Source organism: Streptomyces sp. NPDC054757, from assembly GCF_053612185.1.
Genome location: NZ_JBSHBW010000001.1, coordinates 129,139 through 142,169, shown reverse-complemented (window position 1 = coordinate 142,169; position 13,031 = coordinate 129,139). Strand labels below are relative to the sequence as shown.

11 protein-coding genes are annotated in these 13,031 nt (G+C 70.4%); 6 read left to right on the top strand and 5 right to left on the bottom strand.

Annotation, left to right across the window (positions count from 1 at the left end):
• The first annotated feature begins 95 nt into the window (after positions 1-95).
• The 4 genes from ACWGKJ_RS00550 (at position 96) to ACWGKJ_RS00535 (ending at position 4,518) form a co-directional block, all read left to right on the top strand.
• The gene (locus ACWGKJ_RS00550; protein WP_385021001.1) at positions 96-1,364 is read left to right on the top strand and encodes a L,D-transpeptidase; all 1,269 of its coding nucleotides are present in this window, start codon (positions 96-98) and stop codon (positions 1,362-1,364) included.
• 215 nt (positions 1,365-1,579) lie between these two features.
• Positions 1,580-2,137 (top strand): DinB family protein, encoded by a 558-nt coding sequence (locus ACWGKJ_RS00545; RefSeq protein ID WP_385021004.1) that lies wholly within the window; start codon positions 1,580-1,582, stop codon positions 2,135-2,137.
• Positions 2,138-2,288: 151 nt separating this feature from the next.
• Positions 2,289-3,779, top strand: a complete 1,491-nt coding sequence (locus ACWGKJ_RS00540; protein ID WP_385021008.1) for an ABC transporter permease — start codon at positions 2,289-2,291, stop codon at positions 3,777-3,779.
• A 55-nt stretch (positions 3,780-3,834) separates the two neighbouring features.
• Positions 3,835-4,518: an ABC transporter ATP-binding protein gene (locus tag ACWGKJ_RS00535; protein WP_385021011.1), complete on the top strand. Its 684-nt coding sequence runs from the start codon at positions 3,835-3,837 to the stop codon at positions 4,516-4,518.
• Positions 4,519-4,734: 216 nt separating this feature from the next.
• Here ACWGKJ_RS00535 and ACWGKJ_RS00530 read toward each other — a convergent pair whose 3' ends face one another.
• Entirely contained in the window at positions 4,735-5,595 is an 861-nt protein-coding gene (locus tag ACWGKJ_RS00530; protein ID WP_385021014.1) for a helix-turn-helix domain-containing protein, read from the bottom strand.
• Between the two features lie 169 nt (positions 5,596-5,764).
• Here ACWGKJ_RS00530 and ACWGKJ_RS00525 point away from each other — a divergent pair, with 169 nt between their 5' ends.
• On the top strand, positions 5,765-6,811 hold the full coding sequence (locus ACWGKJ_RS00525) for an NAD(P)-dependent alcohol dehydrogenase (protein ID WP_385021017.1): 1,047 nt from the start codon (positions 5,765-5,767) through the stop codon (positions 6,809-6,811).
• A 186-nt stretch (positions 6,812-6,997) separates the two neighbouring features.
• Here the strand turns inward: ACWGKJ_RS00525 and ACWGKJ_RS00520 are convergent, their stop codons facing one another.
• From ACWGKJ_RS00520 to ACWGKJ_RS00510, 3 genes are all read right to left on the bottom strand, one after another.
• Complete coding sequence (locus ACWGKJ_RS00520; RefSeq protein WP_385021107.1) at positions 6,998-8,500, bottom strand: hypothetical protein; 1,503 nt, start codon at positions 8,498-8,500, stop codon at positions 6,998-7,000.
• Positions 8,501-8,655: 155 nt separating this feature from the next.
• Positions 8,656-9,891, bottom strand: coding sequence for a L,D-transpeptidase (locus ACWGKJ_RS00515; RefSeq protein WP_385021020.1), 1,236 nt, complete (start codon positions 9,889-9,891; stop codon positions 8,656-8,658).
• A 305-nt stretch (positions 9,892-10,196) separates the two neighbouring features.
• A complete protein-coding gene (locus ACWGKJ_RS00510) occupies positions 10,197-11,774 on the bottom strand; it encodes an MFS transporter (RefSeq protein ID WP_385021023.1) in 1,578 nt (525 codons plus the stop codon).
• Positions 11,775-11,865: 91 nt separating this feature from the next.
• On the opposite strand from ACWGKJ_RS00510, the gene ACWGKJ_RS00505 reads away from it, so the two are divergent.
• On the top strand, positions 11,866-12,276 hold the full coding sequence (locus ACWGKJ_RS00505; RefSeq protein ID WP_385021026.1) for a winged helix-turn-helix transcriptional regulator: 411 nt from the start codon (positions 11,866-11,868) through the stop codon (positions 12,274-12,276).
• 121 nt (positions 12,277-12,397) lie between these two features.
• Here ACWGKJ_RS00505 and ACWGKJ_RS00500 read toward each other — a convergent pair whose 3' ends face one another.
• Positions 12,398-12,955: an NADPH-dependent FMN reductase gene (locus tag ACWGKJ_RS00500; RefSeq protein ID WP_385021029.1), complete on the bottom strand. Its 558-nt coding sequence runs from the start codon at positions 12,953-12,955 to the stop codon at positions 12,398-12,400.
• Between the last annotated feature and the right edge of the window lie 76 nt (positions 12,956-13,031).

Below are 13,031 nucleotides of genomic sequence, written 5' to 3'. Positions count from 1 at the left end.
ACACATCGCCACAGATGTTCTTAAAGGGCAGTGCGGGCACACAGTCACGGCGCTCAAGGTGACCTGCTCGGGGATTTTCGGGGTATTCGGCAACGATGGAGAAGCGTGTGATGACGGAAAGTAGGCGGCGCAAGAGCCTGATGGCTGCGTCCGCTCTGCTCGGCGGCGTACTGGTGCTGTCGGCCTGCAGTGGAGGCGACAGCAAGGCCGACGGCCCGGACGGTGCGAAGAAGTCCTCGCAGAGCGCGGTCGACGAGGCGGCGGCGAAGGACACCTCCGACGCCCGAATAGCGATCACGCCCAAGAGCGGCGCCGACAACGCGGGCATCAACAAGGACGCCAAGGTCGCCGTCACCTCGGGCAAGCTCACCCAGGTCACGATGACCAGCAGCACGGGCAAGACGGTCAAGGGCACCATCTCGGCCGACGGCGCCAGCTGGAAGCCGGACACCGCGCTCGACCGCTCGACCACGTACAAGATCGCTGTCACGGCCAAGGACGCCAAGGGCCGGCAGGCGCACGAGAACTCCTCGTTCACGACGGTCTCGCCCGCGCACAGCTTCATCGGCAACTTCACGCCCGAGGACGGTTCGACCGTCGGCGTCGGTATGCCGGTCTCGATCAACTTCGACAAGGCGATCACCAACAAGAAGGCCGTCGAGGACGCCGTCAAGGTGACGTCGAGCAGCGGCCAGCAGGTCGTCGGCCACTGGTTCAGCTCCACCCGTCTCGACCTGCGCCCCGACCAGTACTGGAAGGAAGGGTCGACCGTCACCATGAAGCTGGCCCTGGACGGGGTCGAGGGCGCCAGCGGCGTCACCGGTGTCCAGGACAAGACCGTCAGCTTCAAGGTCGGCCGCAACCAGGTCTCCGTCGTGGACGCCGCGTCGCACACGATGAAGGTCACCCAGGACGGCAAGACGATCAGGACCATCCCGATCTCGGCCGGCTCCCCCGAGCACACCACGTACAACGGCCAGATGGTGATCTCGGAGAAGTACAAGCAGACCCGGATGGACGGCTCCACGGTCGGCTTCACCAACGCCGACGGCAAGGGTGAGTACGACATCAAGGACGTCCCGCACGCCATGCGGCTGTCCAGCTCCGGCACCTTCATCCACGGCAACTACTGGGGCGCCAAGTCCGTCTTCGGTTCCGCCAACACCAGCCACGGCTGTGTCGGGCTCTCGGACACCAAGGGCGCCGGCGACCCGAACACCTCGGCCGCGTGGTTCTACAACCACTCGCTCATCGGTGACGTGGTCGTGGTGAAGAACTCCCACGACAAGACGGTCCAGCCGGACAACGGCCTCAACGGCTGGAACATGAACTGGTCGGAGTGGAAGGCCGGTTCGGCTGCCTGACGGCTGCCGACCAGCCGGGCGTGAGCCCGCCCCGCCCCGCACGAACGGCGGCCCGTCCCTGGTGGACGGGCCGCCGTTCGCGGTCTGCGGCCCGTGCGTTCCGCGGGGGACCGTACGGCGTTCGTACGGCGCTCGTATGGCGGCCAGCGACTGACCTAGATGGCCTCTAGCGTGTTCCTCGCCCAGTGCGACAGAACCGACAGAAGGCAGAGACCATGGTTGTCAACGAGCCCGCCCACCGCGACCAGGCCGGAACCACCACCGTCACCGGAGAGCGCGCCGACCTGCTGGAGGCGCTGGCCAAGCAGCGGCACTTCCTGCGCTTCACCACCCGTGAACTCACCGACGAGCAGGCCGGACTGCGGACCACGGCGGGCGAGCTGTGTCTGGGCGGCCTCATCAAGCACGTCACATCGGCCGAGCGGATGTGGGCGGGCTTCATCGTGGAGGGCCCCTCGGTGATGGGGGACTTCGCCACCATGACCGAGGCCGACTTCGCCCGGCGGGCCGACGAGTTCCGGATGCTGCCCGGCGAGACGCTCGCAGGGGTGCTGGCCGACTACGCCGACACGGCCGCCCGTACCGACGAACTGGTCGCCGCCCTGCCCGACCTGGACGCCTCCCACCCGCTGCCGAAGGCTCCCTGGTTCGAGCCCGGCGTGCGGTGGTCGGCGCGCCGGGTGCTGCTGCACATCATCGCCGAGACCGCCCAGCACGCCGGTCACGCCGACATCATCCGTGAGTCGCTCGACGGCGCCAAGAGCATGGGCTGACCGGGAGGCCCCCGCGCCGAGGCCACCGCGCCGAGGCCACCGCGGCGCCGTGAACGCGTCGTCGTGAACTCTCCGCGGCCCGGGGGCCGTTCTCATCCGGCTCTCACGCCGGCCTTATCCCGCCATCACGGGCGGGTCCTAATTTCACCGCATGTTCTTCACCTACCTCCGGCGCGAGCTGCGCCGCCGCAGAAAGGCGGCGCTCGTCGTCGCCTCGGGGCTCGCCCTCGGTATTGCGCTGGTCATCGTCGTCAGTTCGGTCTCCGCCGGGATGGGCCAGGCCCAGGACAAGGTCCTGCAGTCGCTGTACGGCCTCGGTACGGACATGACCGTCACCAAGGCGGAGGCGCCCGCCGGGACCACCGGGGGCAACGCACGGCCCAAGTTCCAGTTCGGCGCCAAGGGCAGCGACGACGACGCCAAGCAGAGCAGCGACCGGGTGATGGTGCAGGGCTTCCAGACCCTCTCGTCGGCGACCGTGAGCAAGGTCGGCGGGCAGAGCGGCGTCTCGGGCGCCGTCGGCGGACTGAGCCTGAACGTGCTCAAGGTCGACGGCCAGTTCAAGCGCGGCGAGTTCAAGCAGCGCTCCGGCGGCGGCACCGGCGGGCGCAGAGGCGGCGGCGGAGCCCCGCAGGGTGAGGTACAGGGCGGCGGCGCCGACTTCGACGTCGACTCGTACACCGTGTACGGCACGGACGTGGCCCACCTCGGCCTCGGCCCGCTGACCTCGTCGAAGATCACCTCCGGACGTACCTTCAAGAGCACGGAGACCGACGCCAAGGTTGCCGTCGTGGACGCCTCGTACGCCAAGAAGAAGAAGCTCAAGGTGGGCTCCACGGTGACCGTCAAGTCGGTCGCTTACAAGATCGTGGGCGTGGCCACCCCCGACAGCGGGGACGCCGCAGCCAACCTCTATCTGCCGCTCAAGCAGGCCCAGACGCTCGCCGGTGCCAAGGACAAGGTCACCACGGTGTACGTCGCGGCGACCGACTCCCAGCGGATCTCCGGGGTCAAGTCGGCCATCCAGAAGAACGTCCCCGGCACCACGGTCACCACATCCGCCGATCTCGCGGACACCGTGTCCGGCTCCCTGTCCACCGCGTCCAACCTCGCCACCAACGTCGGCAAGTGGCTGTCGATCGCGGTCCTGATCGCCGCCTTCCTGGTGGCCGGGCTGCTCACCTCGTCGGCCGTCAGCCGCCGGGTGCGGGAGTTCGGCACCCTCAAGGCGCTCGGCTGGAAGAGCGGCCGGGTCACCCGCCAGGTCGTCGGCGAGGCCCTGGTCAACGGGCTGCTCGGCGGAGTCATCGGGATCGCGCTGGGGCTGGCCGGCGCGTACATCGTGACCGCCATCAGCCCGACCCTCTCCGCATCGGTCGGCTCGTCGGGCGGCGGCCGGGGCGGCTTCGGGGGCGGCGGCTTCGGCGGCGGTATGGGCGGCGGCGGTATGGGAGGGGGCTTCGGCGGTGGCAGGCGGGCGGCGTCGAAGGCGCTCGACATCGCGCTCACCGCGCCCGTATCGGTCGCCACCATCGGTCTGGCGGTCGCCCTCGCCGTGGCCGGCGGGCTCATCGCGGGCGGCTTCGGCGGCTGGCGCGCCGCACGGCTGCGCCCCGCCGACGCCCTGCGCCGTGTCGAGTAACCCGACCGCCCGGCCGCCCACCCACCTTCCGCACAGCAGGAGTTGAGACCGTTCCATGTACGAACTCAGCGGAGTCACCAAGCGCTACCAGCGCGGCAAGAAGACCGTCGACGCGCTCGCCGGAGTCGACCTGACCATCGAGGACGGCGGCCGGCTGGTCATCCAGGGCCCCACCGGCGGCGGCAAGTCCACCCTGCTGCAGATGCTCGGCGGCCTAGACCGGCCGACCGAGGGCAGTGTCGTGCTCGACGGCGTGGACCTCGGGAAGCTCAGCGAGGCCAAGCTCACCAAAGTGCGCGCACAGAACATCGGCTTCGTCTTCCAGTCCTTCAACCTGATACCGACGCTCACCGCGCAGGAGAACGTCGAGACCGCACTCGTCCCGCTCGGCCTCAGGCCGTCCGAGCGGCGCAGCCGGGCCGCCGACGCCCTGGACTCGGTCGGTCTCGCCGAGCGCTTCGGACACCTTCCGTCGGAGATGTCCGGGGGCCAGCAGCAGCGGGTCGCCATCGCCCGCGCGCTGGTCAAGAACCCCAAGGTGCTGCTCGCCGACGAACCGACGGGCAACCTCGACGAGGGCATGCGCGACGAGATCATGGAGGTGCTCGAAATGCTCTGGAAGGAGCACGGGCTGACCTTCGTCATGGTCACCCACGACACGGCGCTCGCCCGCAGGGCACCCCGGCTTGCGACCATCCGCAAGGGCAGGGTCACCATCACCGAGAACGCGGCAGCGTAGGGCGCGCGGCCCCCGTTTCCGGGCCCCGGGTCCCGGCGGCGGGATCCGCGACCCGGTGAGCGGCCGTACGGGGGGTGGCCGCAAGGAGGGGGAGGGGCGGTACGGGGTGCGTCGGCCGCACGGGAGCGCGGCCGGACGCCCCGGCTCACCGGCCCGGCCCACCGCCCCGGCCCACAGGTCCCGCCCGCCCGGCCCGTCGGCCGAGGTGCGCTGTGCCTACCGGCTGAGGTGCGGTGTCTCCTCCATGCCCCAGGCGGCCAGCAGCCGCAGCGCCGCCAACGAGTCCGAGCCCGGTTCGGCGTGGTAGGCGATCAGGCTCTGGTCCTGGTCGCCGGGGAGGTTCAGCGTCTCGTACGTCAGCGTCAGCTCACCCACCAGCGGATGGTGCAGCCGCTTGACGCAGTAGCTCTTGTCCCGCACGGTGTGCGCCGCCCACAGCACCCGGAACTCGTCGCTCTTCACCGACAGCTCACCCACCAGCGCCGAGAGCTGCGGATCGTCCGGGAAGCAGCCCGCGAACAGCCGCAGCGAACTCACCAGCTCCGAGGCCACGCACTCCCAGTCGATGAACAGATCACGGGAGTTCGGGTCGAGGAACACGATCCGCGCCATATTGCGCTCCTCGGGCGGCAGCGCCGTGAAGTCGACGAACAGCGCCCGCGCCAGCCGGTTCGAACCGAGGACGTCCATCCGTCGCCCCAGGACGTACGCGGGCACCCCGTCCATCGCGTCCATCAGATGCTGGAGCTCGGGCCGCATCCGCTGCGGCCTGGCCGCCCCGGCCCGCTTCTTCCGCGGCTTCGGCCCCGCCAGATGCGCCAGGTGCGCCGACTCGGCGTCCGAGAGCCGCAGCGCCCGCGCCACCGAGTCGAGGACCTCGCTGGAGACGTTGTTGCCGTGCCCCTGTTCGAGCCGGGTGTAGTACGCCACGGAGACCCCGGCGAGCTGCGCCAGCTCCTCACGCCGCAGCCCCGGCACCCTGCGGTGCCTGCCCAGCTCGGGCAGGCCCACGTCCTGCGGCTGGAGGCGGGCCCGGCGGGAACGGAGGAATTCGCTGAGTTCGGCACGCTGGTCCATACACCCAGTATCCGCGCCCCGGGCACAGGTCGTAGGCCCAGCATCCTGACCCTGTCAGTAGTACGCACAGCAGGCGTAGGCACAGCAGGGAGACGGCCGGGCATGGGCGAAAGCCGCACCGTCCGGCAGGCTGGACGCACCCCCCCATTCCTGAGGAGAACGTTTCCGGATGACTGTCACCACCGTCGCCGCGTACGCCGCCCCCGCCCCGAAGGCCCCGCTGGAGCGCACCACCGTGCCCCGGCGGCCGGTCGGCGAGCACGACGTACTGATCGACATCAAGTACGCCGGTATCTGCCATTCCGACATCCACCAGGCCCGGAACGGCTGGGGCGAGGGCATCTTCCCGATGGTCCCCGGCCACGAGATCGCCGGAATCGTCGCGGAGGTCGGCCCCGGAGTCACCAAGTTCGCCGTCGGCGACCGGGTCGGTGTCGGCTGCATGGTCGACTCCTGCCGGGAGTGCGACAACTGCAAGGCCGGCCTTGAGCAGTACTGCGCCCGGGGCAACACCGGCACGTACAACGCCCTCGACAAGCAGGGCGAGCCCACCTACGGCGGCTACTCCACACACATAGTCGTCGACGAGAACTACACCCTGCGCATCCCCGAGGGCATCGGGCTCGACGTGGCCGCGCCGCTGCTCTGCGCCGGCATCACCACGTACTCGCCGCTCGCCCACTGGAACGCGGGCCCCGGCAAGAAGGTCGCCATCGTCGGTCTCGGCGGCCTCGGGCACATGGGTGTCAAGATCGCGCACGCGATGGGCGCCGATGTGACCGTACTGAGCCAGTCGCTGCGCAAGCAGGAGGACGGGCTGAAGCTCGGCGCCGACCACTACTACGCGACCAGCGACCCGAAGACCTTCGAGGAGCTCCGCGGCACCCTGGACCTGATCGTCTCCACGGTCTCCGCGCCGCTCCCGCTCGACTCGTATCTGAGCCTGCTCAAGACCGACGGCGCCATGGTCAACGTCGGCGCCCCCGAGGAGCCCGTCTCGCTCAACCTGTTCTCGGTCATCGGCGGCCGGAAGACCCTCGCGGGCTCCGGCATCGGCGGTATCCGCGAGACTCAGGAGATGCTCGACTTCTGCGCTGAACACGGCTTCGGCGCGGAGATCGAGGTGATCGGGGCCGACAAGATCAACGAGGCGTACGAGCGTGTGGTCAGCAGCGATGTGCGCTACCGCTTCGTGATCGACACCGCGACGATCTGAGGCGCTGCCGGACCGGTTCCGCCCGGGGCGCCGCCGGACCGGTGCGACCGGCTGCTCCGTGACCGACGTCACGGGGCGGCCGGGGGCCGCCGGCCGGGGAGAGCCGGGGGGACCCGGTGGTACGGACCGGGCCGCCGAACCGATCAGCACCCGGCATCCCGGCTTCCCGGCATCACGTCATCGCGCTCAACCGAGCAGCCCCCCGTATCCGGAGCCGAGCCGGTAGTCGCCCGCGTGCCGCACCGTCAGCGCGGTCCACTCGCCGCTCCGGTGCACAGAACCGCCGCCGCTCGCCCGCAGCCAGGGCGAGTACGCGATCCGTACCGTCACCGTCCCCGGCCGCGGCACATGCACCACCAGCCGTGCGTCCCCGCCGCTCACCACCCGCGCGGGCGGCTCCACCAGCGGGGTCGCACGGTGCACCCGGTAGATCCGCCAGTGGGCGTCGTGCCAGACCGGCCGGAGCCACGACGGCCCCGACCGTACGAGAGCCGCCTCGTCCTCCGCCGGGCCGTCCGGGCGCCCGTCGTGCAGGACGACGTACCCGACCGCGAACCGGTCCAGCCAGGCCCGGTAGGTGCCCGCGGTCAGCGACCCGTCGTAGAAGAGCCGTCCGCGCTCCACGTCGAGCTGGCGGTTCCAGCCGCGGGCCATGTTCACGTGCGGGGCGAGCACGGTGGCCTCGCGGTGGTCGCGGGCGGGCACCACCTCGACCCGGGTACGGTCGGCCCGCAGCCCGTCCAGTGCGCCGACGACCCCCTTCGTGTCGGCGGCCCAGGCGGGCACCGAGGTGGAGACCCGCAGGTCGTCGACGGTCTTGTCGGCCAGCCAGTAGCAGTTGAGGCAGAGCGCGGCGACCAGCACCACGCGCCGTACCCGGGTGTGCTCGGCGAGGACCGCGACCAGCAGCACGACCGGCCCCGCAAGACCGACGAGCCGCTCCACGTTCGTCCCGACCGGAGAGGCGATCAGATACGTCAGGACGACGCCGACCCCGTACACCAGGGCGCTGTACCGGATGAGCCGGTGCCGCGCGGCGGCCCCCAGCGCGGCGCACGCGGCCAGCGGCATCCAGAGCTTCCCCGCGGCCATCGGCATCTCGCCCTGGAACGGGAAGACCAGCGTCGTCGCACCGACCACCAGGAACGGCGGCAGCGCCAGAGCGAGCCCCGTGCGCCACCGGCGGTCGAGCAGCAGGGCGCCCGCGAGCACCACCAGGAACAGTCCGGCGACCGGGCTCGCCATGGTCGCCAGCGCCGCACAGACCGGCGCGGCCACCCGGCGCTCCAGCCACAGCACGGCGAGCAGCCCGACCGCGACCCCGACCGCGAAGGTGGTACGCCCGGAGGCGACGTTGCACCAGAGCGCGAGGGCGCCGAGCAGGGCGGGCGCGAGCGGCCACCGTACGCCGGAGCGCACGACGAGGCACGAGAGCACCCAGGTCCCGCCGACCCCGGCCAGCACCGAGACGGCTCTGGCCCCGCACCAGGCCATCAGATACGGCACCAGGAGGCTGTAGCTGGCGGTGTGGATCCCGCCGTACCAGAACAGGTTGTACGCCGACGCCGGATGCCGTGCGGCGAAACCGGCCCAGGCGAACTGGGCCGCCAGATCCCCGCCCCCGGTGGCCAGCACCGCCGCCCACACCGCGTACAGCGGAAGGACGCAGCCGGTGGCCACCAACGGCACGAACCACCACCGGCCGGATATCCGCCCGGAACCCGCGCCGGAAGTCAGGGCGGCGCGTATCTTTCCCCCGGCGCGCGGCCGGACCTTCTCTGTGATCCCCACGGGGAAACCCTAGAGGGTGCCGCGGGCGGCACCCTCCAGGGTTTCCGGCTGGGTCACTTCAGCGCGCTCCCGGCCGTCCACTTGTCCCAGGGGAGGTTCCAGCCGTTGATGCCGTTGTCCGGGGCGACCTGGCCGCCGCCCGCGGAGTTCTTCACGATCACCACGTCACCGACGAGCGAGTTGGCGTAGAACCAGCCGGCCGGGGTGGAGGTGTCCGTACCGCCCTGCGCGTCCCGCATACCGACGCAGCCGTGGCTGGTGGCCTGCGCGCCGAACGTGGCAGGTGCGGCCCAGTAGTTGCCGTGGATGAAGGTCCCGGACTGGGTCAGCCGCTGTGCGTGCGGCACGTCAGGGATGTTGTACTCGCTGCCCAGACCGACCGTCGTGCTGTCCATCTTGGTCTGCTGGTACTTCTCCGAGATCACCATCGTGCCGTTGTACGTACCGTGCGCGGGGGAGCCGCTGGAGACCGGGACGGTCTTGAGCGGGCTGCCGTCCCGCACCACGGTCATCGACTGCTTGGCCGCGTCCACGGTGGAGATCTGCGACCGCCCCACGGTGAACGAGAACGTCTTGTCCTGCACGCCGTAGACACCGGGGGAGACCTTGACCCCGGACAGCTTCAGCCGCACCTTCACGACCGACCCCGGTGTCCAGTACTCCTTCGGCCGGAAGTCCAGCCGCTGCGGATTGAACCAGTGGCCCACGGCCTGCTCGCCGCCGCTCGACGTGATGGTGACCGCGGACTCGACGGCCTTCTCGTTCTTCACCGGCTTGTCCAGGTTGAAGGAGACCTCCATGCCGACACCGACCTTGGCGGCGGGCTCGGGGGTGAAGAAGGCGATCACCGAATTGCTCTCGGAGACGGTGGTGAAATGGGAGATCTTCGCCAGCGTCTTGCCGCCCGGGTCCTTGGCCTTCGCGGTCAGCACGTACGGCGTGCCGCGCTCCAGGCCCTTCCCCGGCCGCCAGGAGACCTTGGACGCGGCCATCGCGCCGGGGACGGCCCGGCCGGTGTTCTGGTCCGTGAGGGTGACCGATGTCAGGGTGCCGTTCTGCACGGCGGCCCGGATGTCACCGGTGTTGATGCCGACGTTCTTGGCCCCGTCCCCCGGCGTGGTCGACAGCCGGGCCCGCGGCGTGCTCGTACTGGTGGGCTGCGGGGTCCTGGTACCGCCGCTGCCGCCGCCTCCGGACCCTGAGGAGCAGGCGGCGAGCGCCACCACCCCGACGGTGAACAGGGCCAGCAGGACGGCCCAACGGGTCCGAGGACGGCTGATCGGTATCACGACGCTCGCCTCCACTGCGACGAGGAAGGGCCGGAGCGATTGCCCGGCCGCGGTGAGTCCTGCCGGATTTCGGCTGGCTCTCTTGCGCTCTTCTGACTCTCTGTCGCTGACTTCTTGTCGCTGACTCTCTGTCTGCAGTCTGCGGCAGCCCGTGCGGAGTGCCACTTCTGGTTGCGCCTATCAGGGGGGAGCCGGGGCACCGGCCTGAGCCGGCCCGGGGCACCGGCCGCCTTCGTCCGGCGCGCCGTCGCCGGGGAGGCCCTCCGGTTCCGGGGTGACCGGCCCTGCGCGAGCCCGCTCCGGCCCTACGGTGCCGCCTTCGCCTCCGCCGGCTCCTCCTCACACCGCGCCGTCCCGGGCCGCAGCATGGCAGCGGCCAGCACCGCGGTGACCACGAGGACAACCGCGGCCGCCCCCGCGACCGTGGTGAAGCCGTGGTCGTAGGCGTGGCGGGCCGCTGCGGTGAGCCGGGTCGCGGTCGTCGACGGGAGTTGTTTCAGGAGTTCCTCCGCCGAGGCGAAGGACTCCTGCGCGGTGCTCTGCTGCTGTGCGCTCAGGCCGGGCACGATCGGCAGCCCGGTGCGGTAGGCCGCGGTCAGCGCGGTGCCCAGGACGGCCACACCGAGGCCGGCGCCGAGTTCGAAGGAGGTTTCCTGGATGGCGGCGGCCTCCCCCGAGCGTTCGGGCTGCGCCGCGGCCATGATGGAGTCCGCACCCAGGGTCATGACCACTCCCGCGCCGAGCCCGGCGGCGATGAGTGGCGGGACGAGCCTGCCGTAGTGTCCGGTGTCGCCGGTCAGCGCGAGGGCGGCCGCCGCGGCTGCGAAAAGGGCGAGCGAACCGGTCAGGGCCCAGCGGTTGCCCCAGCGGGCCGATGCCCAGGGCGCGGTCGTGGCGCCCACGGCATTCGCGGCGGCCATGGGCATCAGGGCGAGTCCCGCCCGGACCGGCGAGAACCCGCCGACCTGCTGGAACCATTGAGTGAGGAAGAACAGCAGGGCCACATAGCTGCCGAAGCAGCCGATCACACACACCGTCGCGGTGGAGAAGCGGCGGTTGCTGAAGAGCGAGAAGTCCAGCAGGGGTTCGGCCAGCCGGCGCTGCCGTCGTACGAACAGGAAGAGCAGCAGCCCGCCGACGAGGGCCGCGGCCAGGATGAGCGGATCGACGCCCACGTGCTCTCCCGCCTGCTTGAGGGCGTACACGACCCCCGCGAGCCCGGCGATCGACATGACGACGCTGGCCATGTCCCAGTGGCGCGGGGCGGGATTGCGGGACTCGGGCACCACTCGGGCGCCCACGGCGAGGATGACCAGCACGATGGGCACATTGATCAGGAAGACCGCACCCCAGCCCCAGCGTTCGGTGATCAGGCCGCCGAGCAGCGGGCCGAGGGTGGCGCCGACGCTGTGGGCCGAGGTCCAGATACCGATCGCGATGGCCCGTTCCCTGTCATCGGTGAACACGACGCGGATGATGGCCACGGTCGACGCCATGATCATCGCGGCGCCGATCCCCAACGCGACGCGAGTGGCGATCAGCTGGGACGTCGAGGTGGAGAACGCGGCGGCGGCCGAGGCGAGCCCGAACACGGCGAAACCGCTGAGCACCATGCGTTTGCGTCCGATCCGGTCCCCGAGGGTTCCGCAGGTGACCAGCAGCGAGGCGAGCGTCAGCGAGTAGATGTCGACGATCCAGAGGAGTTGCACCGCGCTGGGATGCAGGTCCAGTGCCATGCTCGGCACCGCCGCGTGCAGGACCGTCAGGTCGATTCCGCACAGGAGGAGGCTGGTGGAGACCACCGCGAGTACCAGCCATTTGCGCCGCTGGGAGATGACATCCGGCCCGGCCGGATTATGTGTGGGGGCATCGCCATTCGTCATGCTCGCACTATCGTGGGATACGAATGCAAGGCACAAGTACGGTCTTCGATGTGACGTAGTATCAAGATGTATACCGTGGTGGGGTGAAGTCGTGCGCGACAGCGCGGAAGAGACGCCGGAATACTGCGCGATCGAATGCGCCATGGAAATTCTCGGCGGCCGATGGAAACTGGCCATTCTGAAGGAACTCCTGGCTGGGACAAGGCGGTTCAGTGATCTGAAGCGTGCGATGCCTCGCATCACCCAGCGCATGCTGACGCGTCAGCTGCGTGAAATGGAGACCGACGGCCTGGTGACGAGGACCGTTTACCGTCAGGTGCCGCCGAAGGTCGAGTATTCACTCACCGAGATCGGACGCAGCCTTGACGGCATCGCGGAGCAGCTCGATTCCTGGGGACGCTGGTACCGGGACAGCCGGGCCGCGGCGACAGGTTCAGGCGGGGAATTCCCGGTGGCCCATTCGCGCGATGAAGACACAGACCTGACCGTCGTCAGCCCTTGAGCGCCGTCCCGTAATCCCTGGCGGGCGCACGAAGCCTGGGATTACGGGACCCGTGGCCTCGATCGCGCAGCCCGCCACCCGGTACCGGAACCTCCGTGCGGAGCGTGCTGACACGGGGCGCTCAGGACGCGGAGCCCCCGGCGGCGGCGAGGGCGCTGAGCACCTGACGCAGCTGTGCGACCGCTTCGGGGTCGTCGGCCGGGTGCGTCCCGGCGAAGCGGCTCGCCGAGCGGGGTATCGAGAGTCCGGGATCCTCCAGGACCGTGGCACCGGCGATACCGGCTGACCTGCGGGCGTCGTCATGGGCCCACGCACCGCCGTACCGGCCGAGGGCCGTGCCGACGACGGCAGTCGGCGAACCCGCCAGGGTGCTGGTTCCGTACGGGCGTGACAGCCAGTCGATGGCGTTCTTCAGCACGGCGGGCACGGTGCCGTTGTACTCGGGGGTGACGAGCAGGAGCGCGTCGGCGCGCGTGACACTCTCCCGCAGTCGGGTGGCGGCCGCGGGACGCCGCTCGTCCGTGTCGATGTCCTCGTTGTAGAAGGGCACATCGGCCAGGCCCTCGTAGACGGTGACCTCGACGCCCTCGGGGGCGTGCTTGACGGCGGCCTCGGCCAGCTGACGGTTGTACGAGCCGGAGCGCAGGCTGCCGACGAGGGCGAGGATGTGGACGGACATGGATTCTCCGTGAGTTGTCGGGTGGCCGGGAAGGGCCGGACGCGGCCCACGGTTCCTGCCGACCCGTGGCCTGCCC

What these genes read in the sequence shown, in the direction of transcription:
- ACWGKJ_RS00550 (WP_385021001.1), top strand. Translation starts at nt 96, where the DNA reads ATGGAGAAGCGTGTGATGACGGAAAGTAGGCGGCGCAAGAGCCTGATG.
- ACWGKJ_RS00510 (WP_385021023.1), bottom strand. Translation starts at nt 11,774, where the DNA reads ATGACGAATGGCGATGCCCCCACACATAATCCGGCCGGGCCGGATGTC.
- ACWGKJ_RS00545 (WP_385021004.1), top strand. Translation starts at nt 1,580, where the DNA reads ATGGTTGTCAACGAGCCCGCCCACCGCGACCAGGCCGGAACCACCACC.
- ACWGKJ_RS00500 (WP_385021029.1), bottom strand. Translation starts at nt 12,955, where the DNA reads ATGTCCGTCCACATCCTCGCCCTCGTCGGCAGCCTGCGCTCCGGCTCG.
- ACWGKJ_RS00535 (WP_385021011.1), top strand. Translation starts at nt 3,835, where the DNA reads ATGTACGAACTCAGCGGAGTCACCAAGCGCTACCAGCGCGGCAAGAAG.
- ACWGKJ_RS00540 (WP_385021008.1), top strand. Translation starts at nt 2,289, where the DNA reads ATGTTCTTCACCTACCTCCGGCGCGAGCTGCGCCGCCGCAGAAAGGCG.
- ACWGKJ_RS00530 (WP_385021014.1), bottom strand. Translation starts at nt 5,595, where the DNA reads ATGGACCAGCGTGCCGAACTCAGCGAATTCCTCCGTTCCCGCCGGGCC.
- ACWGKJ_RS00525 (WP_385021017.1), top strand. Translation starts at nt 5,765, where the DNA reads ATGACTGTCACCACCGTCGCCGCGTACGCCGCCCCCGCCCCGAAGGCC.